Source organism: Streptomyces sp. BBFR102, from assembly GCF_051397025.1.
Classification (GTDB): domain Bacteria; phylum Actinomycetota; class Actinomycetes; order Streptomycetales; family Streptomycetaceae; genus Streptomyces.
On record NZ_CP195757.1, the window covers coordinates 5,142,296 to 5,162,337 of the forward strand.

20 protein-coding genes and 1 pseudogene are annotated in these 20,042 nt (G+C 74.9%); 13 read left to right on the forward strand and 8 right to left on the reverse strand.

The annotated features are described in order from the left end of the window. Positions 1-235: 235 nt before the first annotated feature. The 3 genes from ACSLIC_RS22710 to ACSLIC_RS22720 all read left to right on the forward strand — a co-directional run bounded on the left by ACSLIC_RS22710 (position 236) and on the right by ACSLIC_RS22720 (position 2,975). Positions 236-523 carry a hypothetical protein gene (locus ACSLIC_RS22710; protein WP_436739553.1) on the forward strand — a complete coding sequence of 96 codons (288 nt, stop codon included), beginning with the start codon at positions 236-238 and terminating at the stop codon, positions 521-523. A gap of 58 nt (positions 524-581) precedes the next feature. After that, a complete protein-coding gene (locus ACSLIC_RS22715; protein ID WP_436739554.1) occupies positions 582-1,802 on the forward strand; it encodes an XdhC family protein in 1,221 nt (406 codons plus the stop codon). A gap of 858 nt (positions 1,803-2,660) precedes the next feature. Next, positions 2,661-2,975, forward strand: a complete 315-nt coding sequence (locus tag ACSLIC_RS22720; protein WP_436740451.1) for a beta/gamma crystallin domain-containing protein — start codon at positions 2,661-2,663, stop codon at positions 2,973-2,975. Positions 2,976-3,073: 98 nt separating this feature from the next. Here ACSLIC_RS22720 and ACSLIC_RS22725 read toward each other — a convergent pair whose 3' ends face one another. Next, positions 3,074-3,961 (reverse strand): hypothetical protein, encoded by an 888-nt coding sequence (locus tag ACSLIC_RS22725; protein ID WP_436739555.1) that lies wholly within the window; start codon positions 3,959-3,961, stop codon positions 3,074-3,076. A gap of 113 nt (positions 3,962-4,074) precedes the next feature. Here ACSLIC_RS22725 and ACSLIC_RS22730 point away from each other — a divergent pair, with 113 nt between their 5' ends. Continuing rightward, complete coding sequence (locus tag ACSLIC_RS22730; protein WP_436739556.1) at positions 4,075-4,269, forward strand: hypothetical protein; 195 nt, start codon at positions 4,075-4,077, stop codon at positions 4,267-4,269. Between the two features lie 26 nt (positions 4,270-4,295). Here ACSLIC_RS22730 and ACSLIC_RS22735 read toward each other — a convergent pair whose 3' ends face one another. Then, positions 4,296-4,661 (reverse strand): NUDIX domain-containing protein, encoded by a 366-nt coding sequence (locus ACSLIC_RS22735; protein ID WP_436739557.1) that lies wholly within the window; start codon positions 4,659-4,661, stop codon positions 4,296-4,298. 89 nt (positions 4,662-4,750) lie between these two features. Beyond that, positions 4,751-5,578, reverse strand: coding sequence for a response regulator transcription factor (locus ACSLIC_RS22740; RefSeq protein WP_436739558.1), 828 nt, complete (start codon positions 5,576-5,578; stop codon positions 4,751-4,753). Between the two features lie 213 nt (positions 5,579-5,791). On the opposite strand from ACSLIC_RS22740, the gene ACSLIC_RS22745 reads away from it, so the two are divergent. Both ACSLIC_RS22745 and ACSLIC_RS22750 read left to right on the forward strand, forming a co-directional pair. After that, positions 5,792-7,468, forward strand: a complete 1,677-nt coding sequence (locus ACSLIC_RS22745) for an AMP-binding protein (protein ID WP_436739559.1) — start codon at positions 5,792-5,794, stop codon at positions 7,466-7,468. Beyond that, positions 7,465-9,090: an AMP-binding protein gene (locus ACSLIC_RS22750; protein WP_436739560.1), complete on the forward strand. Its 1,626-nt coding sequence runs from the start codon at positions 7,465-7,467 to the stop codon at positions 9,088-9,090. The genes ACSLIC_RS22745 and ACSLIC_RS22750 overlap by 4 nt, the downstream gene beginning before the upstream one ends. 68 nt (positions 9,091-9,158) lie before the next feature. Here the strand turns inward: ACSLIC_RS22750 and ACSLIC_RS22755 are convergent, their stop codons facing one another. Next, positions 9,159-9,830 carry a hypothetical protein gene (locus tag ACSLIC_RS22755; protein ID WP_436739561.1) on the reverse strand — a complete coding sequence of 224 codons (672 nt, stop codon included), beginning with the start codon at positions 9,828-9,830 and terminating at the stop codon, positions 9,159-9,161. Between the two features lie 641 nt (positions 9,831-10,471). Between ACSLIC_RS22755 and ACSLIC_RS22760 the strand changes: the two genes are divergently transcribed. The 6 genes from ACSLIC_RS22760 (at position 10,472) to ACSLIC_RS22785 (ending at position 14,774) form a co-directional block, all read left to right on the forward strand. Next, positions 10,472-10,720 carry a hypothetical protein gene (locus tag ACSLIC_RS22760; RefSeq protein ID WP_436739562.1) on the forward strand — a complete coding sequence of 83 codons (249 nt, stop codon included), beginning with the start codon at positions 10,472-10,474 and terminating at the stop codon, positions 10,718-10,720. Then, on the forward strand, positions 10,717-11,109 hold the full coding sequence (locus ACSLIC_RS22765; RefSeq protein WP_436739563.1) for a helix-turn-helix domain-containing protein: 393 nt from the start codon (positions 10,717-10,719) through the stop codon (positions 11,107-11,109). Before ACSLIC_RS22760 ends, ACSLIC_RS22765 begins: the two co-directional genes overlap by 4 nt. Before the next feature lie 195 nt (positions 11,110-11,304). Next, positions 11,305-11,853, forward strand: coding sequence for a 2-oxo-4-hydroxy-4-carboxy-5-ureidoimidazoline decarboxylase (gene uraD / locus ACSLIC_RS22770; protein WP_436739564.1), 549 nt, complete (start codon positions 11,305-11,307; stop codon positions 11,851-11,853). A gap of 12 nt (positions 11,854-11,865) precedes the next feature. After that, positions 11,866-12,273, forward strand: a complete 408-nt coding sequence (gene uraH / locus ACSLIC_RS22775) for a hydroxyisourate hydrolase (RefSeq protein ID WP_436739565.1) — start codon at positions 11,866-11,868, stop codon at positions 12,271-12,273. Between the two features lie 7 nt (positions 12,274-12,280). Continuing rightward, positions 12,281-13,207, forward strand: a complete 927-nt coding sequence (gene pucL / locus ACSLIC_RS22780; RefSeq protein ID WP_436739566.1) for a factor-independent urate hydroxylase — start codon at positions 12,281-12,283, stop codon at positions 13,205-13,207. Between the two features lie 160 nt (positions 13,208-13,367). After that, positions 13,368-14,774: an 8-oxoguanine deaminase gene (locus ACSLIC_RS22785; RefSeq protein ID WP_436739567.1), complete on the forward strand. Its 1,407-nt coding sequence runs from the start codon at positions 13,368-13,370 to the stop codon at positions 14,772-14,774. A gap of 313 nt (positions 14,775-15,087) precedes the next feature. Here the strand turns inward: ACSLIC_RS22785 and ACSLIC_RS22790 are convergent, their stop codons facing one another. Next, positions 15,088-15,648 carry a nucleotidyltransferase domain-containing protein gene (locus tag ACSLIC_RS22790; RefSeq protein WP_436739568.1) on the reverse strand — a complete coding sequence of 187 codons (561 nt, stop codon included), beginning with the start codon at positions 15,646-15,648 and terminating at the stop codon, positions 15,088-15,090. A gap of 550 nt (positions 15,649-16,198) precedes the next feature. Continuing rightward, positions 16,199-16,843, reverse strand: coding sequence for a hypothetical protein (locus tag ACSLIC_RS22795; protein ID WP_436739569.1), 645 nt, complete (start codon positions 16,841-16,843; stop codon positions 16,199-16,201). 174 nt (positions 16,844-17,017) lie between these two features. Here ACSLIC_RS22795 and ACSLIC_RS22800 point away from each other — a divergent pair. Next, positions 17,018-17,351 (forward strand): annotated as a pseudogene (locus ACSLIC_RS22800) (hypothetical protein). A gap of 13 nt (positions 17,352-17,364) precedes the next feature. Here ACSLIC_RS22800 and ACSLIC_RS22805 read toward each other — a convergent pair. Beyond that, complete coding sequence (locus ACSLIC_RS22805; RefSeq protein ID WP_436739570.1) at positions 17,365-18,558, reverse strand: FAD-dependent monooxygenase; 1,194 nt, start codon at positions 18,556-18,558, stop codon at positions 17,365-17,367. Positions 18,559-18,678: 120 nt separating this feature from the next. Next, positions 18,679-19,602: a carbohydrate kinase family protein gene (locus tag ACSLIC_RS22810; RefSeq protein WP_436740452.1), complete on the reverse strand. Its 924-nt coding sequence runs from the start codon at positions 19,600-19,602 to the stop codon at positions 18,679-18,681. Between the last annotated feature and the right edge of the window lie 440 nt (positions 19,603-20,042).

The window sequence follows — 20,042 nt, forward strand, 5'->3', positions numbered from 1 at the left end:
CCGCCCGCGCGGGGCGGCACCCGCCTCCGGGCGGTGCGCGCCTCCGGGAAGCCTCACCACTCTCCGCGAGCGCCCGCACCGCCGGAACCGCGGGGCCGCCCGCTCACGGGCCCCGCGCCACCGGCACGCCGCCTCCGCCGGGTCGGCTCCGGCTCCGGCGAAGACGCCACCGGCCTCTCCTCGGCCGTCAACGGGCTGCTCCTCGCCGCCGGTCGCCACCGCGTCGGCGCGGATCGTGCCCGGCCCGACAGCGGCGGTCTCGCTGGTCGGCATCGGCGCGACGGCGGCGCGCAACGCCCGGCGCGCCGACCGGGCGGTGAGCGCACCTGTCTTCCGTACCGTCGTCCTCGCGCCGCTCACCTGCTCGATCACCGCCGGAGTCGGTACGGGCGCCGTCTTCCGCGTCGCGGTCAAGGCCGCCGCGCGCGGTAAGTTCCGCCAGGCCGGAGCCTTCACGGGGGTGCCGGCCGCCGTCTTCCTCAGCCGCCCGCCCTCAGCCCCGTCGAGAACCGGCTCGGCGTGAGCGACCGCCCGCTCCCGCAGCCCGCGTAACCCGCGTCACCGCGCAAAGGAGAAGGACCGTGCTGGACATCGCCGAGGAACTGCACGGCTGGATGGAGCAGGACCGCGACTTCGCCGTCGCCACCGTCGTGGCGGTCCTCGGCAGCGCGCCCCGCCGGCCCGGCGCCGCACTCGCCGTCGACGCCGACGGCACCGTCGTCGGCTCCGTCTCCGGCGGCTGCGTCGAGGGCGCCGTCTACGACCTGTGCCGCCAGGCCATCGAGGACGGCCATCCCGTCCGCGAACGCTTCGGCTACAGCGACGACGACGCCTTCGCGGTCGGTCTGACCTGCGGCGGTGTCATCGACATCCTGGTCACCCCGGTCCGTCGCGACGACCCCGCCCGGCCGGTCCTGGCCGCCGCCCTCGCCTCCGCGTCCCGCGGCGAGGCGGCGGCCCTCGCCCTGGTCACGGAGGGCCCCGCCGACCTCCTCGGACTGCCCCTGCTGGTCCGCGCCGACGGCCTCGCCGCGAGCGCCCTGGGCGCCCTGCCCGCCGTGGAACGGGCCGCCACCGGCCAGGCCGGCGCCCTCCTCGACGCCGGGCGCACCGTCCACGCCACCGTCGGCGGCGGCCCCGGGTGCGGGCCGCGCACCGGGCTGCTGGTGGTGGCGAACCTGCCCGCCCCGCGCATGATCGTCTTCGGCGCCGTCGACTTCGCCTCGGCCCTGGTCCGTATGGGCCGCTACCTCGGCTACCGCGTCACCGTCTGCGACGCCCGCCCCGTCTTCGCCACCGCCGCCCGTTTCCCCGACGCCGAGGAGGTCGTCGTCGACTGGCCGCACCGCTACCTGGAGCGGACCGAGACCGACGCCCGCACCGTGCTCTGCGTCCTCACCCACGACGCGAAGTTCGACATCCCCCTGCTGCGCCTCGCCCTGACCCTGCCCGTCGCCTACGTCGGCGCCATGGGTTCGCGCCGCACCCACCTCGACCGCGAGGCCCGCCTCCGCGAGGCCGGCGTCCCCGAAACCGCCCTGGCCCGCCTGCGCTCCCCGATCGGCCTCGACCTCGGCGCCCACAGCCCCGAGGAGACCGCCCTCTCCATCGCCGCCGAGATCGTCGCCCTCCGCCGGGGCGGCACGGGAGTCCCCCTCCGGGGGGCCCACACGCCGATCCACCACGACGAGGGGGACCGGGCGGAGGGGCGGGTGGGCTCGGCGGCGCGAGGGCGGGGCGCGCCGCATGCCGTGCCGCGAACCGAGGCGGACACACCCTGTCCGCGTCCCTCCCCACTCTGACCGGGTTCCCCCGCGCCCTCAACCGCGCCACCCTCGCCCGCCGGCACCTCCTGCGCCGTGCCGCGCTCACCCCGGCCGACGCCGTGCGCCACCTCGTCGGGCTCCAGGCGCAGAACACCATGCCGCCCCACCTGGCCCTCGCCGCCCGGCTCGACGGTCCGATCCGTACGTGTCCTCGGCCGCGACGGAGGCCCGGCAGGTGGTGCGCATCGTCAGCACGCGAGCCACGCTGCGCACCCCCCACCGACGCCGACGCCCAGGCCCTGCCCCCGCTGGTCCCGGCCCGCCCGCGATCGCGAACCGCGGGCCTTCCGGGCCGGGTCGGCCGGGGTCGCACCCGGGCGGTCGCCGCGCGGGCCCGGAGGCTGGTGGAGGAGGAGCCGCGCGCCCTGGCCGAGCTGCGCCGGCTGCTGGCGCCGGCCTGGCCCGAGGCCGACCCGGCCGCGCGACCCTCACCGTCCGGCCGTTCGCCCGGACGCCGACCTCGCCGGCGTGACCGAGGAGGTCCGCCGCCTCCTCGCACTGCTCGCCCGGAGGCCACGGAGTACGAGGTCGTGGTGGAGTCCGCGCAACCGCCGCCGAGTTCCGGTGGACCGGCGGGAGCAGCCGGTGCGGGGAATATCGTTTCTCTCCGCGCGATTCCCGGGAATGGCGAAGTCACCGCTCGGCGACGGGTGTTCCCGTTCAGGTGAATCGCGTCCCGGAACGGCCGGTGGAGCGGATTTCCTCCCTACGATGCGTCATCAGTGCCGCCTTGCCCGAAGCGTGGGCAGGGCGGGGCGTCGATTCATACGGACCGTGACCACCGAAAGGGAATACATGTTCTCCAGGACGATGAACACCGTACGCACGATGGCCATGGCGCTCGCCGCGGCCACCGCGTTCACCATGGTGGGACCTGCCGGTTCGGCCTCCGCCATCGACCACGTCACCTGTGACCCGGACCGCGGATATCTGAAGATCTGGTCGCACCTGAACGGGCGCGACAGCGTGGACTGCTACGCGAATCGCGGCAAGACCGACTTCGGCAACTGGTGGGTCGACAAGATCTCCACCGGAAACAACGTTGTGAAGTACTACGACGCCAATGGCGATGTAATCAAGATCGACCGCAACAAGACGATTTCGTACCCGAACCGTCCCCCGAAGGTCAAGGCCATCGAAATCCTCTGACAGGAGGATTCCGGGGGCGGCCCGGCCTTCGCCGTGTGCGGCGGCGTTTCGGCCAGGCCGGTCCCCGGCGGCCGGCAGGAGTACGCGATCCCCCCTCGTCAGCTCGGGCGCGACCCGCGTGCCCCGGCGTACCGGATCGGCTGTCCGGTGTAGCCGTCGAGCAGTACCCGCTCACCCACCGGACGCTCCAGCCTCACGGTGACCCGCTGTTCGACCGCCTGCTTGGTGCAGCTCTCCTCGGTTTCCCGGCCCTTCACGGAAGCCGACAGCACCACGCTGCCGCGCGACTCCCGGGCCTGAACCACCGCCCCGTCGTCGCACGCCCCGTGCGAGGCGATCACCGTCACGGCACGCCGGTCGCGGGAGGTCGCGACCACCCGGTCGACCTGGTACGGGGGCAGTTCGGCGCTCCGGGCCACCGGTGACCGGGGGAGTGGCGACGGCGTGACCGCGGCCCACCGCAGGGGCGTGTCGTACCCCTCCAGCCGGAAGAGCCACGCGGGAACGGTCGCCGGGCCCCGGCTGGTGGCCAGCCGCAGTTCGCCCCGGGCCGCCCCCGTCACCACGAGGGGCGCGTTCTCGCCCCGGCCGCCACCGGCCAGCGCCTCGTACGACTCCTTCGCGCCCGCCAGCGGACGCTCCAGCGAGGCGCCCTGGGCCCACTCCACCGGGCCCCTCTCCGGCCGCTTCGCCGGCACCTCGCCGCGCAACACGAAGTCGCGCTCCTCGTACGCCCGTCCGTCCGCCGCGCCGCGCAGCCCGCCACGCGGCAGCTGGACCGCCACCTCGACGGGGTGGTACCCGGTCCGCCACGCCTCGGCGGCGGCCGACCCCTCCCAGGCTTCCGCCACCTCCCGGGCGCGGTGGGCCCGAGCCTTCCGTTCGCCGTCCTCGTCCCCCTCCGGCGCGCCGCAGCCGGCGACGAGCACGAGCGCCGCCGAGACGCCGCCCAGGGCGGTGCCGCGACGTCGTTCCCCGATACGCATCCGTCCTCCCCGAGCGGTGGGCGAAGCCCCAGCTTGCCCGCCCTCACACCCCGAGGCCAGCCCCCCGCCGGCCACGGCTCAACCGGACCGTGTCCGTCCGGCAGAATGACCGTGTGACCGACGACGCGGACCGCCCCACGCCCCCCGTCTCCCGAGCCCTCTCCGTCGGCATGCTGATCGGGGTCCCCGTGGGCCTCCTGCTCGGCCTGGCCGTCTTCGACGACCTGGCGGTCGGCCTGGTCCTCGGCGGCGGCACCGGCGGCGTCCTCGGCGCCACCCTCCCCACCGCCCACACTCCCCGGCGCTGACGCACACGAGCGGTCCGGACGGGCGGTCACCGGGAAGAGCCGGGCAGCAGGAACGCCCTCACCCGCGCACCGGGGACGGCGGACACCCGGGCCCGGCACACCGCCCACTCACCAGCGAGCCACGAGCCGCTCCCCCCGCTCCCCCGCCGGTACAGCCACATCGTCCCGGGTGAGGGCGAGTCGACGTGCACGAGGAACGCGGTCCGCACCGGATCGCCCACCAGCAGCCCCGTCTCCTCCCGCAGCCCGCGGCGCAGCGCCTCGTGAACGAGTCCGCCGTCCTCCACCCCACCGCCGGGAAGGGACCAGAGGAGCCGGCCGTCCGCCCCGAGCCGCTCGCGCACCGGCAGCACCTCCTCGCACCTCCGGACGATCCCGATGACCTGCTGCACCCGGGGGCCAGGCCCCGCCCACCTCGTCCTGCGCCATCCGAGGAACGTACGCGGTGGGCGGCCCCGCCCAGCGATGGGAGCCGCCTTGCTCAGGGCAGCACCCCCAGCCGCCGCGCCGCCACCACCGCCTCCAACCTGGTGTGGGCGCTCAGCTTCCGCATCGCCGAGCGCAGGTACCCCTTGACCGTCTCCGGCCGCACCCCGAGCCGCCCGGCCACCGCCGCGTTGGTCGCCCCACCGGCCACGCAGACCAGGACGTCCACCTCACGCGGCGTCAGCATGGTCGGCGGCGCCTTCGGCACCCCCGGCGACGCCCCGGCCCCCGGCTGCCCGGCGCGCGCCAGCCGCATGCAGGCGGCCAGTAGTTCGGCCCGCAGCGCCGGGTCGGGCAGGCGGCCCGCCAGGGTGCGCAGCTCGCTGTGGATGTCGCGGACCTCCTCCCACGCCGCGGACGAGGAGACCCGCGACGGCTCTCCGGCCCGGGAGAGCAGGTGCGCCGCCTCCTCGCGTGCCACCAGGGCCTGTTCGATGTCGCGGGCGGCCGCCACCGCCGCCGAGAGGGTCCGGTCGCCGACGGGGGTGGGCGCGCGCAGCGCCCCGTAGAGCACGCCCCGGACATGGCGGTGGACGACGACGGGGACGGCGAGGACGGAGCGCAGGCCCTCGGCGGCGACCGCCGCGTCGTACTCGTGGCTGATCCGGCGCGAGGCGCGGTAGTCGGTGACGGCACACGGGCGGGTCAGGGCGACGGCCTTGCCGCCCAGGCCGTTGCCGGAGGAGACGTTGAGGCCGCGCAGGGCCGTGGTGCCCGTACCGCTCAGCTCGGCGATCCGTACCTGATGGCGTCCCTCGATGAGCCCGCCGAAGGCGATCGGCAGGCCGGTGGCGCGCCGCAGCCGGGTCAACGCCTCCTGCATCTCGGCCCCTTCGAGGCCGCCGCCACGCGCCCGCCCGCGTGGGCGATCCTGTCCGCCCGTCGTCACATCCGTGCTCCTTCCTGCCCCTTCGCCCCCGCTCGCCCCGGTCCCAGGCGATCGGGCACGGTCCGTCCGTACCCCCGTCCGGGGGTGGTGAGACCTGCATCACGAATTAGACGATGGTAGGCAGTGGTCCGGCAATGAGGAGGACACATGGCGGCAACCAGTGCCACCGAACAGTTCCGCGAGGCCCGGGACTTCCTGCTACGGCACCGCACCGACTACGAGACGGCGTACGCCGGCTTCCGCTGGCCGAGGCCCGAGCGGTTCAACTGGGCCCTCGACTGGTTCGACGCCATCGCCGAGGGGAACGACCGGACGGCCCTGCACATCGTCGAGGAGGACCGCACCGAGACCCGGGTGAGCTTCGCCGCCATGGCCGAACGCTCCTCCCGGGCCGCCAACTGGCTGCGCGGACAGGGCGTCGCCCCCGGCGACCGCGTCCTGGTGATGCTCGGCAACCAGGCCGAACTCTGGGAGACCGCGCTCGCCGCGATGAAGCTGCGGGCCGTCGTCATCCCGGCCACCCCGCTGCTCGGCCCCGCCGACCTCCGGGACCGGGTGGAGCGTGGCGGGGTGCGGCACGTGATCGCCCGTACGGAGGACACGCCGAAGTTCACCGACGTACCCGGGGGATACACCCGCGTCGCCGTCGGCCCGCCCGCCGAGGGCTGGCTGCCGTACGCCGAAGCGGCCGGTGCCCCCGCCGCGTTCACCCCCGACGGGCCGACCGACCCCGCCGACCCCCTGATGCTGTACTTCACCTCCGGCACCACCGCCCGCCCCAAACTCGTCGAGCACACCCACCTGTCGTACCCGGTGGGCCACCTCGCCACCATGTACTGGACCGGTCTGCGCCCCGGGGACGTCCACCTCAACATCTCCTCGCCCGGCTGGGCCAAGCACGCCTGGTCCAACCTCTTCGCCCCGTGGAACGCCGAGGCCACCGTCTTCCTCCACAACTACACCCGCTTCGACGCCGAACGGCTGCTCGGCGAGATGGAGCGGGCCGGCGTCACCACCTTCTGCGCCCCGCCGACCGTCTGGCGCATGCTCATCCAGGCGGACCTGAGCCGACTCGCCGCCCCGCCCCGCGAGGCGCTGGCCGCCGGTGAGCCCCTCAACCCGGAGGTCATCGAGCAGGTCCGCCGCGCCTGGGGCGTGACCATCCGTGACGGGTTCGGCCAGACCGAGACCGCCGTCCAGGTCGCCAACACCCCCGGCCAGCGCCTCAAGCCCGGCTCCATGGGCCGCCCCAGCCCCGGCTACACGGTCACCCTCCTCGACCCCGTCACCGGCGAACCCGGCGCCGTCGAGGGCGAGATCGCCCTCGACCTCGCCGACCACCCGGTCGGCCTGATGACCGGCTACCGGGGCGACCCCGAGCGCACCGCCGAGGCGATGGCCGGCGGCCACTACCGCACCGGCGACATCGGCGCGCGGGACGCGGACGGATACCTCACGTACGTCGGGCGCGGCGACGACGTCTTCAAAGCCTCCGACTACAAGATCAGCCCCTTCGAACTGGAGAGCGCCCTCCTTGAGCACGAGGCGGTCGCCGAGGCCGCCGTCGTCCCCGCCCCCGACCCGCTGCGGCTCGCCGTCCCCAAGGCGTACGTCGTCCTCGCCGCCGGCTGGGAGCCCGGCCCCGACACCGCCGAACTGCTCTTCGAGCACTCCCGGGCCGTCCTCGCGCCGTACAAGCGGCTGCGGCGGCTGGAGTTCGGCGAACTGCCCAAGACCGTCTCCGGCAAGATCCGCCGCGTCGAACTGCGCACCGCCACCGCCGCCGGATCGGACGCCGAGTACCGGGAGGAGGACCACCGATGACCGTCCCCGCCCCCCGCACCCCCCTCAGCTACGCCCACGGCACCGGTGCCACACCGCTGCTGCCCGACACCATCGGCGCCTCCCTCGCCCGCACCGTGGCCGCCCACCCCGACCGCGAGGCCCTGGTCGACGTCGCCTCCGGCCGCCGCTGGACGTACGCCCGGTTCGCCGAGGACGTCGAGACGCTCGCGCGGGCGCTGCTCGGCCGGGGCGTCCTCAAGGGCGACCGGGTCGGCATCTGGGCCACCAACTGCCCCGAGTGGGTCCTCGTCCAGTACGCGACCGCGCGGATCGGCGCGATCATGGTCAACATCAACCCGGCCTACCGCGCCCACGAACTCGCCTACGTGCTGCGCCAGTCCGGCACCGGCCTGCTCATCGCCACCCCCGGCCACCGCACCAACGACTTCCGCGCCCTGGTCAACGAGGTCCGCGAGGAGTGCCCCGCCCTGCGCGAGACCGCCTATCTCGGAGAGGAGAGCTGGACGGCGCTGCTCGCGGCCGCCGCCGACTGCCCGCCCGACGCGCTCGCCGCCCGCGAGGCCGAGCTGAGCTGCGACGACCCCATCAACATCCAGTACACCTCGGGCACCACCGGCTTCCCCAAGGGCGCCACCCTCTCCCACCACAACATCCTCAACAACGGCTACTTCGTCGGCGAGAACGTCGGCTACACCGAGCAGGACCGCGTCTGCCTGCCCGTCCCCTTCTACCACTGCTTCGGCATGGTCATGGGCAACATCGCGGCCACCACCCACGGCGCCTGCGTCGTCATCCCCGGCCCCGTCTTCGACCCGGTCACCACCCTCACCGCCGTCGCCCGGGAGCGCTGCACCGCGCTGTACGGCGTCCCGACCATGTTCATAGGAGAACTGAACCTCGCCGACTTCGCCTCCTACGACCTGACCTCGCTGCGCACCGGCATCATGGCCGGCTCGCCCTGCCCCGAGGAGGTGATGAAGCGGGTCGTCGCCGAGATGCACATGGCCGAGGTCTCCATCTGCTACGGCATGACCGAGACCTCCCCGGTCTCCACCCAGACCCGGCGCGACGACAGCATCGCCCACCGCACCGGCACCGTGGGCCGCGTCCTGCCGCACCTGGAGGTCAAGGTCGTCGACCCGGGCACCGGCATCACCGTGCCGCGCGGCCGGACCGGTGAACTCTGCACCCGCGGCTACTCGGTGATGCTCGGCTACTGGGACGAACCGGAGCGCACCGCAGAGGCCGTCGACCCGGCGGGCTGGATGCACACCGGCGACCTCGCCGTCCTCCGCGAGGACGGGTACGTGGAGATCGTCGGCCGCATCAAGGACATGATCATCCGGGGCGGGGAGAACATATACCCCAGGGAGATCGAGGAGTTCCTGTACACCCACCCGAAGATCGCCGACGTGCAGGTGGTCGGCGTGCCGGACGGGAAGTACGGGGAGGAGGTGCTGGCCTGCGTGATCCCCAAGCAGAACGCCGCGCCCCTCACCCTGGAGGAGCTGCGCGCCTACTGCCGGGACCGCCTCGCCCACTACAAGGTCCCCAGCCGCCTCCAGATCCTCGACGCCTTCCCCATGACGGTCAGCGGCAAGGTCCGCAAGATCGAACTGCGCGAGCGCTACGGCCGTTGACCCCGGCCCGGCCCGGCCTCGACCGGCCCCGGACGCGCGGTGCCTGACCGCCCGCGTCCGGGGCCCGCTCACGCCCCGCCGCCCGCACCCCGGGCCAGTTCCCCCGCCGCCGGGCTGACCGGTCGGGCGGCACCGCTCACGTCCAGGACGAAGAGGGCCAGCCCGATCCCCTCGGCCCGCTGCCTGGCCCCGGCCGTGTAGCCGCTCCACGCGAAGTGCACGGCCGGCAGCCCCGCCGCCAGCCCGCTCAGCCACAGGCACTCCACCGCCCGGGAGCCGACCGGCCCGGCCGCCGTCTCCACCTCGGCCAGCACACCGCCGGCCCGCAGGCCCACCGCGCTGCTCCCTCGCCGGTCCATCCGCCGCACCTCGCGGTGGCCCAGTCGATTGAGCCAGTGCACCGCCAGCGCCACCGGGTCCCAGGCCGGTGCCGACCCGTGCCGGGCCGCCTCCGGCTCCGTGCGCCCGGCCGCCTGCGGTACGGACAGGACGGGCAGGGCCAGCACCGCCCCGCAGTCGCAGTCCAGTTCGGGCTGCGGCCACCGGTCCTGGCGCCCGCACGCCCCGCACCGCACGGTGACCCAGGAGTCCTCCCAGACCCGGTGCACCAGGGGTCGCACCGGCGCCCCGAGCGCAGGGGGCGCCACCACGGGCGCACCGCACCAGCACGGGTACGCGGTCGGCGCGTACCGGTGGTCGCGGCGGCAGACCGGGCACCGCACCGGAACGCGGTCGGGCATCGCAGGCTCCCCTCGCCGAGTCGGCCGACGGCCCATCGTGCCTCAGGAGGCCGCCTTGGCACCGGAGTTCGGCCGTGTTGCCCGGGGCCGCGCCGCCGCCCCGGCCGGTTCCGCCCGTCGCGCTCCTCCGGCACACTGCGGGAACCGCGAATCGGGCCCGGGCGGCAGCGGGGTCCGCGTCGGCATGGTGCGGGGCTTGAGGGGGCGGGTGCGGTGCGGTGGCCGCCCCCTGCTGATGTCCTCCCGCGCCGGAGCGCTGGGGAGGGGTGCCTCGGGCGCCCTCAGGCGGGGAGGTCCTCGGCGGTGAGGCGTACGGCGGTCAGAACGCCGTCGCCGGTCTGTTGCAGGTGTACGGCGAAACCGGGGTCTGCTGCAGTCGGCGGTACGAGCCCGGGCGAGGGGAGCAGCCCGGCCGGGCTGCGGCGGGACGCTCCGGGAGCGGCGGTCCGGTGACGAGGATCGAGAGGTCCACGTCGAACCGCTGAGGGGCGTGGCCCGGGGGGAGACCCATGCTCCCCGTACTGGGGGAAGCAGGCGTCCACCTCGCCGGAATCCGGGCGCCGCCCGGGTCCGTTAGGGTCGGGCGGGGCCGGGCGCGGGAGGGAAGGCCAGGCCGGGGGAGAGCGGCGGACAGGGGCGCGATGCGACTGCGAGTGGAATTCACGACAGAACCGTTCGACCTGGACGAGGCGCCCCCGCACGCGTTGGTCGCCCGCGAGGTGATCTCCTCGGCCCAGCTCGACGCGGTGGACGTCGGCCCGTTCGGCAACACCGCCGAGGGCGGCGCCGACCAGGTCCTCGGCGCCGTCGGCGCCCTGCTCCGCGAGACGCTCGCCTCCGGCGCCACCCGTGTCTCCCTCCAGGTCAACGTCGTCGAGGACGACCGGTGAGCGCGGACGGGCCGGTCGCGGGGGACACCGTCGCGGACGAGCCGTTCGTGGCCGCCGTCAAGCCGCTGGTCGACGCGATGGGGGGCGCGCTGCTGCCGTTGGCCCGGGCCGGAGAGGACGACGTGGTCCTCTCCTGGGAGGGGCGTGAGGTCGTCGCCGTGCGCCTGCCGCAGCTCAGCGACTCGCTCGACCAGATCCTCGCCGCCCTGGAGCGCAAGCACGGCCGCCCGCTCGCGGAACTCGACCGCAGGACCAAGCAGACCGTCGTCCGCTCCCTGGAGGCGCGCGGCGCCTTCTGCGTCCGCCACGGCGTGGAGACCGTCGCGGGCGCCCTGGGCGTCTCCCGCTTCACCGTCTACAACTACGTGAACCGTTCCGAAGGCCGCTGAAAGAGCGCCGCGCGCACTCCCGCGCACTCCGCGGCAACCGCCGCCGCCCCCGTCCGGGCGGCGGCTTTCGCGTGGCCGGTCGGCCGAGTGGGCAGGGAATGAGTTCACAGCCTTGTTTCAACAAAGTGTTGACGCCGGCTCATGGGCGGCGTTAGCTGTCCGCAGCCCGTCCAGCACAAGGCAACGGAGGCTCCTGTGACCACGAGTTCGCCGCCTGCGTCCGGGCCTCAGGACGGCGTGGGCCTCGCCCAGTTCAACGCCCTGCCCCGTGAAGCCGCCGCCACCGCCCTCGCCGAGGTCTGCGCCGCCCGCGACTGGGCCGTCGCCCTCGCCGAGGGCCGCCCCTACACCACCCCCGAAGCGCTCTACGCCGCGAGCGACGAGGCCCTGGCCCGCCTCGACGACCAGGGCCTCGACCAGGCCATGGACGGACACCCGCCGATCGGCCGGCCCAAGCCGGGCGATCCCGCCTCCTCGCGGGAGCAGCGCGGCATGGCCGACGCCGCCGAGGGGCTGAAGGCCGAGATGCTGGAGCTGAACCTCGCCTACCAGGAGCGGTTCGGCCACGTCTTCCTGATCTGCGCCACCGGCCTCGACGGGAAGCAGCTTCGCGACGCGCTCGCCACCCGGCTGGAGAACACGCCGGAACACGAGCGCGAGAACGCCCGGAGCGAACTGGTGAAGATCAACCGCATCCGGCTCGGCCGCCTCCTGGCGGAGCCGCGTGCGGACGCGCCCGCCTGAGGAGGAGCACGCATGAGCACCGACACCACCGCCTCGGTCTCCACCCACGTCCTGGACACCGGCGTCGGCCGGCCCGCCGAAGGGGTGCGGGTCACCCTGAGCGCGCGGACCGGTGCCGGGGCGCCCTGGGCAGAGCTCGGCGCCTCCCGTACCGACGGGGACGGGCGTTGCAAGGACCTGCCGGCGCTGCCGGCCAGGACGGCCCACGTACGGCTCGACTTCGGCACCGAGGCGTACTTCGCGGCCGACGGCACAGAACCGGAGAAGCGAGCCGACGCGCGGCAGAACGCCCCCCGCGTGAGGGGCGGCGGTGCCTTCTTCCCCGAGGTGACGATCACCTTCGCCGTCACACCGGGCGAGCACCACCACGTACCGCTGCTGCTCAGCCCGTTCGGCTACTCCGTCTACCGAGGGAGCTAGCAGACAGATGACCGTCCGATCCCAGCCCGGCCGCCCGGTGATGCTCGGCCGGAACCAGTACGGCAAGGCCGAGAACCGCGTCGTCAAGATCACCCGCGAAGGCGCGACCCACCACATCAAGGACCTCAACGTCTCCGTCGCCCTCTCCGGCGACATGGAGGAGGTCCACTACCGCGGCTCCAACGCCAACGTCCTGCCGACCGACACCACCAAGAACACCGTGTACGCCTTCGCCAAGGAACACGGCATCGAGTCGGCCGAGCAGTTCGGCATCCACCTGGCCCGCCACTTCGTCACCAGCCAGGAGCCCATCCACCGGGCGCGCATCCGCATCGAGGAGTACGCCTGGGAGCGCATCCCCGCCTCCGGCGCCGACGCGGCCGAGCACTCCTTCGTCCGCCGGGGCCAGGAGACCCGCCTGACCCAGGTCACCTACGACGGCGGGCGGTGGGAGGTCGTCTCCGGTCTCAAGGACCTCGTCGTCATGAACTCCACCGACTCGGAGTTCTGGGGGTACGCCAAGGACGGGTACACGACGCTCCCCGAGGCGTACGACCGCATCCTCGCCACCCAGGTCGCCGCCCGCTGGCGGTTCAACTGGACCGACGGCGAGGAGCGCATGCCGCCGTGGGAGACCTCCTACCAGCAGGTCAGGAAGCACCTGCTGGAGGCGTTCGCGCAGACGTACTCGCTCTCCCTCCAGCAGACGCTGTACGAGATGGGCGCGCGCATCATCGACCACCGAGCGGAGATCGACGAGGTCCGCTTCTCCCTGCCCAACAAGCATCACTTCCTCGTCGACCTGGAGCCCTTCGGCCTCAGCAACGACAACGAGGTCTACGTCGCCGCAGACCGGCCCTACGGCCTGATCGAGGCCACCGTGCTGCGCGAGGGCTGCGAGCCGCGCATAGCGGAAGACCTGACCAACCTCTGAGCGGCGGCACCCCCTGAGCGCCGGGTGGGCCGACCCCGCCGTGCGGACCGGGGCCCGCCCGCACCGGCCCCCTCTCGGCACCCGGGGCACACCCGCCCGGGCCGGCCCCGGCATCCCCAGGGTCCCGCCGTACCCGACACTGATCGCCGAAGGACTCACCATGGCAGCACCGGCAACCCCCGGCACCGCGGACGGCGCGGACCGCCTGGTCATCGAGAACGCCCACATCGCCACCGTCGACGCCGCCGGCGTGGAGTACGCCCACGGGCACGTGGTCGTCGCCGGCGGCCGTGTCGAAGCGGTCGGCGCGGGCCCGGCGCCCGAGGGGCTGCCCGGCGTCACCCGCCGCATCGACGCCACCGGGCACCTGGTCACCCCCGGCCTGGTCAACACCCATCACCACTTCTACCAGTGGATCACCCGGGGCCTGGCCACCGACCACAAGCTCTTCGACTGGCTCGTCGCCCTCTACCCCACCTGGGCGCGGATCGACGAGCCGATGACCTACGCGGCGGCCCAGGGCTCGCTCGCCATGATGGCCCGCGGCGGCGTGACCACCGCCATGGACCACCACTACGTCTTCCCGCGCGGCTCCGGCGACCTCTCCGGCGCGATCATCCGCGCCGCCGCCGAGACAGGCGTCCGGCTCACCCTGGCGCGCGGCTCCATGGACCGGGGCGAGAAGGACGGCGGGCTGCCCCCGGACTTCGCCGTGGAGAGCCTGGACGGGGCGCTCGCCGCCACCGAGGAGACCGTCGACCGGTACCACGACGCCTCCTTCGACGCGATGACGCAGATCGCCGTCGCGCCCTGCTCGCCCTTCTCCGTCTCCACCGAACTCATGCGCCGAAGCGCCGAACTCGCCCGCCGCAAGGGCGTCCGCCTGCACACGCACGGCTCGGAGACCGCCGAGGAGGAGCAGTTCTGCAAGGAACTGTTCGGCATGGGTCCCACCGACTACTTCGCCTCCACCGGCTGGCTCGGCGAGGACGTGTGGATGGCGCACTGCGTCCACATGAACGACGCCGACATCGACACCTTCGCCCGCACCGGTACCGGCGTCGCCCACTGCCCGTCCTCCAACGCCCGCCTCGCCGCCGGAATCGCCCGCGTCCCCGACCTGCTCGCCGCCGGTGTACCGGTCGGCCTCGGCGTGGACGGCACCGCCTCCAACGAGTCCGGCGAACTCCACACCGAGCTGCGCAACGCGCTGCTGGTCAACCGCCTCGGCCCGCACCGTGAGGCCGCGCTGACCGCACGTCAGGCGCTGCGGCTCGGCACCCACGGCGGGGCGCGCGTCCTGGGCCGAGGAGACCAGACCGGTTCCCTGGAGCCGGGCAAACTCGCCGACCTGGTGCTGTGGCGGATGGACACCCTCGCGCACGCCTCCATCGCCGACCCGGTGACCGCCCTGGTCCTCGGCGCGCCGGCCCCCGTGACCCTCTCCCTCGTCGGCGGCCGGACCGTCGTGGAGGACGGCCACCTCACCACGGTGGACGAGGACGCCGTCGCCCGCTCCACGCGAGCGGCGGCCCAGCGCCTGGCGAGGATCGCCGCAGGCGGCTGACCCCCTGGACCCCGGCCGGGGGAGGGGCGCAGTGCTGCCCCGCGCCGGTCACCCCGCGGACGGCCGCCCGAACCGGTGAGGCGACGGGCTGTCGACCGGGCATGGTCGACGTCGGCGTGGAGCGACGGACACCGACCAGCTCCTTCCGCGCGCTGGAGGCGGCCGATTCCCCGCCCCGCTCCGGCTGGCGGCACAGGCGTGGGCCCTCGGGCCGGGTCGGCGGCTCGACACGCCACGGGCACGGCCAGCGCCCCGGCCGAGCGCACCCGCCGCCGGTGGCCCGCCCTGCGCCACACTGCGGGCGTGCCCGTCGCTACGGCGCCAAGTGCCGCTCCAGCAAGGCGATGTCCGCCCGGTCCTTCTCCCGCCGGGGGAGCGAGGGGTCCCACTCCGGCATCAGCCGCTTGATCTCGATCTGGGCGCGCGGCGCCACCACCGGGCAGCTCAGCGCACCGATCCGTCCCGGGCCGCCGTCCAACAGGTCCTGCGGCCACGGCGTCCCGGCCCACGGACCTCCGGCCACCACGACCCGGCCGAGGTGGTCCCGGTCGATCAGGGTGAAACTGCTCTCCAGCCCGTCCTTGGCGAGATCGCGCTGCAATCTCGGTGGCGGGCCGGGTACTTCGGTGTATCCGAGCCGGACCAGCTCCCGCGCGAGGACGTCCGCCCCGTCCGCCCAGGTGAACCAGTCGACATCGCTGTGGTCGCGGGTGATACGCCCCAGCGTGAAGTCCATCGCCCAGCCGCCGCGCAGCCACAGCTCTGCCCCGGTCCGCCGAGCCGCCTCCAACGCCTCGCCGATCAGGGCCAGTTGCCGCCGAGACCGTCCCGCGTCGATACCGTCCGCCGTCATCTCGCCGCCCACCCGCTTCACCCCTCGCTCCCGTACGTGTCCCCGTACAGCCGCAGTTTTCCACGCCGGTGGCGCGGGCCCGGGCTCGCCCCTCGGAGAAGGGCGCGCCGAGCGGCGCCGATCACACAGGTGTGGCCGTGCGAGAGCCCCCGGCCTCGGCGGTCGGCCCCCGGGCCCGCCCCTTCTGCCCCGTAGCGCCGCCGGACCGCAGTGGGCGCGGTCGCGCTTGTCGTCCTGGGCGTCCCGCAGGGGTCGGTCCCCGTCGGCCGCCCGTGCCACGCCCGGGTGAACCGGCCGCCGGCCCCCGATGCGAGTCGCCGCCCCTCGCCGCCGCCCTCAACGCCCCGCAGAGGCAGCCCAGTTCGGTGCCAGGCTGGTTGCGGGCGCACCCTCCGGTTCCGCCCCGGCGCCCCCCGGCGCGCCGGGGCGGAAGTCGATGACCCCGGCCGCAGAGCGCCGGCTTCCCCGCGCGTTACCTCGGTCAACCCATCTCCGGAGCAAGAAGATCGGTGAAGGGGGATGGCCGCGCCCCCCCAATCGCCGAACACCGCCCCCGGCTCCACGCCATCCCTCAGTCCCGCCGAGGCGAGGCCAGCAGGTACGGTCCCGGCGGACGGGCTTCCTGGTGGTGGCTGACCTGCCAGCCGGCCTCGGTCAGCGTCCGTGACCATGCCTCGTCCACCCGGTCGGGCGGGGTGCCACCCACCGGCCTGACCTGGACCGCGTCCGGCTGCGGCGTCTCGCGGACCGTGTACCCGCCGATCTCCTCGGAGGCGGGCGGGAACCCGGCCGCCTCCAGGGCCAGCGCCGCCGCCCGCACCAGATGGCGCCGCTCCCAGCCGCAGAGCCGGTCCGTCGCCCCGTCGGCCCGCGTCATCCGGCGCAGCTCCCGCATCCCCGACCAGGCCGCCCGCGCCTCCCGCAGCCGCGCCGCCCCGCCCGGCGGGTCCTCCTGGGCCCCGGTACGCGCCCGGAAACCTCGGTTCTCCACGGGCCGTTCACTCTGGCCGGGGGAGGGTGAGACAGGCACGTCCCCCTCCCGCAGCCGGTGCCCCGCCGGGGTCAGGAAGCAGGCGTGCGGCGGCCTCGGATGGCGGAAGGCGAGGCCACGCCGCACCAGGCCGTCCAACTGCGCGGCGGTCCCCGACAACCGCCCCGTGCCCGGCTCGGCCGCCTCGATGATCCGCTGCTGCGCCCCCGTCACCGGTTTCACCACGATCCGCACCTCCCGTCGGCGCGCACCTCCGCACGCCCACCTCCAGAGTGCCGGGCCGCACTGACAACGAGGACCGTCCCGGTCGACAGCTGGGAATATCCCGGCGACGGACCGGCCGCCTGCGCTACCGTCCGACGGAATCCGCCACGAGCGAGCGGAGGGGGAACCACGGCGTTGAACAGGAAGGGGTCCCGGCGCATCGTCGTCGACGGGATCGCGTACCGCTGGCGGGTTCGGCGCAGGCCCACCTACGCGCAGGGACTCTGCCGGACCCCGCTGACCTACGCCGTCGAGGCGGCCGGAGGCGGCCGGCGGCCGGGCACCACCCCTGGTCGTCACCACGGACCGGGCCCACCCCGGCAACTGGTTGGCCGCCAAGGCGTGGCCCCTGCGCCCGGAGCACGTCGCCGCCGGCATCCGGGAGGCCCGGGAGCGGGGCTGGGACCCCACCCGGCCGGGCTCCCCCTTCCCGCTCGACAGGTCCGCCGGATTCCGCGCGCACCCCTGAGGGGCGGGCCCGCTCAGCGCGCCAGCTCGCGACCACCGAACCCGCCCTGCCCCGCCAGCTCCTCCCACCAGGAGTCCAGCGCCGCCCCGTCCTGGGCGCGCCAGGCGGGGGTGGCCTCGACCAGGCCGCGCCCCAGCCGCCGCCCGAGCGCCGTCATGGCCCGGCCGACCGGTGCCCGGGCCGCGTCGTACGCCCCGGCGGCCGACGCCCAGCTGCCGGCCCCGGCGAGCGAGGACTCCAGCACGGCCACGTCCTGGAGCGCCTTGACCGCGCCCGCCCCGGTGTGCGGGCGGGCCACCGTGGCGGCGTCGCCGAGCAGCAGCAGGCGGCCCGAGGAGTACCGGGGCGCCGTCACGTCGTACAGCCGTTGGAGGAAGACGGAGTCCGGGCCGGTGCGGCGGATCAACTCGCCCCAGAACGGCGGCAGCAGCTCGTCGGTGATCTCGTCGAGCCGTTCCCGGTGGGCCGCGTCGAGGGTGCGGGAGGCGGCCATGGCGCCCGGGACCGTCGCGTAGAGGACCCAGTTGACGAGCCGCCCGCCACGGCCGTCCGGGATGCGGTAGACGACCATGTGCCCGCCGTCGAAGACGACGTACGCGCAGACGCCGTCGGCCCGGTCGCCGAGCCCGCGCAGCCGTTCCTCCGGGCACGCGCCGCGCCAGGCGGGATATCCGGCGGGGCTCGGGGTGAGGCCCGGGTGGAGGTGGTCCCGGACCAGGGACGCGTGCCCGTCGGCGCCGACCACGGCCGCGTACCGCTCCTCGCCCCCGGTGCCGCGCACGGCCACGCCGTCCGGCCCGGCGGCGATTGCCCGTACGACGCTCCCGGTACGGAACTCCACCTCCCGGGGCACCCGCGCCCGCAGCGCCTGCCACAGATGCCCCCAGCCGTACGCCCGGAAGGGGAGGGGCTGCGATCCCACCACCCGCCCGAGGGCGCTGGACCCGTCCCGCACGTACCAGTGCCGCACCCGCATCGGCTCCCAGGGCACGGCCTCGTCCAGCAGCCCGGCGGCGAGGAGTTCGGCACACCGCTCGGTGTGCACCGCGACCCCCACCCCCCGGTCCGCCAGCTCCGCCGTGGCCCGCTCGTGGACCACGACGCGCCGCGCCCCCGCGCGGTGCAGTACCACCGCCGCCGCACACCCGGCGATCGAACCCCCGATCACCGCGACGGAATCCACCGCACCGCTCGTTCCGCCCGCCATCGGGCACCCCCTTGTCCGCGGCGGCCCGGTGCCGCCGCGCTCATGGTGCCGGAACGCGAGGAGGCGGGCGGTGGCCACGGACGGCCCGGCGGCCGGGAACGAACGATTCCGGCCCCGGGCTCACGGCGTGGCGAACTCCGACACCTCTCGCCCGTACGGCGGCTCCGCACCCGCCCGCGAGCAGGTGACGGCCGCCGCGCGGGCGGCGAAGGCGAGGATCTCGGCCCAGTCGTCCGCGCCCGGCCCCGCCAGCGCCCCCGGGACCAGCAGGTCGCGGGCGCAAAGGGCGTGGAGGAGGGCGGCGTTGACCGTGTCGCCCGCGCCGATCGTGTCGACCACCTCGACCTTCTCGCCGGGAACGGCGTACTCGGCGCCTTCCCGGGTACGGACGGTCAGGCCGTCGCCGCCCCGGGTCAGGACGACGGCGGCTGGCCCCGCCGCGGCCAGTTCCGGCAGGTCGAGTCCGAGCCAGGCGGCGTCCTCCTCGCTCAGCTTGAGCAGGGAGACGTACGGGAGCCAGGCGCGGAAGCGGGAGCGGTAGGCGTCCGCGTCGGGGATCAGCCCGGGACGGATGTTGGGGTCCAGGGAGATGAACACGCCGCGTCCGGCCTCGCGCCGCATCAGCTCCGCGTAGGCGCTCGCCCCGGGTTCCAGCACCAGCGAGCAGGTGCCGAAGGAGACGGCCCGGGTCCGCTCCGGCAGGGCGGGCGGCAGGGCGAAGAGGCGGTCGGCGGTGCCGTCGGTGTAGAAGGCGTACGAGGCGGAGCCGTCCGCTGCGACCGTGGCGACGGTCAGCGTGGTCGGCTCCGGGCCGCGCTGGACGAAGCCGGTACCGACGCCCTCCTCGGCCAGCCGCTCCAGCAGCGAGGTTCCGAAGGCGTCGGTGGAGACGCGGGAGCAGAAGGAGGCCGCACCGCCCAGCCGGGCCAGCGCCACGGCGGTGTTGTACGGACCCCCGCCGCGCACCGGCCGCAGCGGCGACAGGGCGTCGCCCCGCTGCTGCGGCACCAGGTCGATCAGAGCCTCACCGGCGACGACGATCACAGGCATGTCCCTTCGGGGTGGTCCGTGGCGGCCCGCTTGGCGCCGACCGCGCCGCCAGGGTAGACCGGCCGGACCGCTGCCGGGGAGCGGTCCGACGAGGCGTCCCCGCCGCCGGCAGGCCGTGTCCGCCCCGGGCTTCGACGCGCGGGGCGAAGACCGGGACCAGGGCGAAGGCGGCCACCGGCGCGGACCTGGCCAGATCGGCCGGAACGCGTCCGATTCTCTGAAAACCACCCTCTGGCTAAGGCGAGTTGGCTGACCGGCATTGAGCCTGGGGGGCCACCGGGGAGTTCGGACAGGTGGCGGAGGAGCCCGGCGGGCTCATCGGGGCCCGGGCGTCCGGCCCTCTCGACCGCACGCCGCGCGAGTCTCCTTCGGCCATGGACCGCGCCCTCTTCGCCTCGCGGGGGGCGGACGGCCTTCCGGCCCACGCTGGTCGG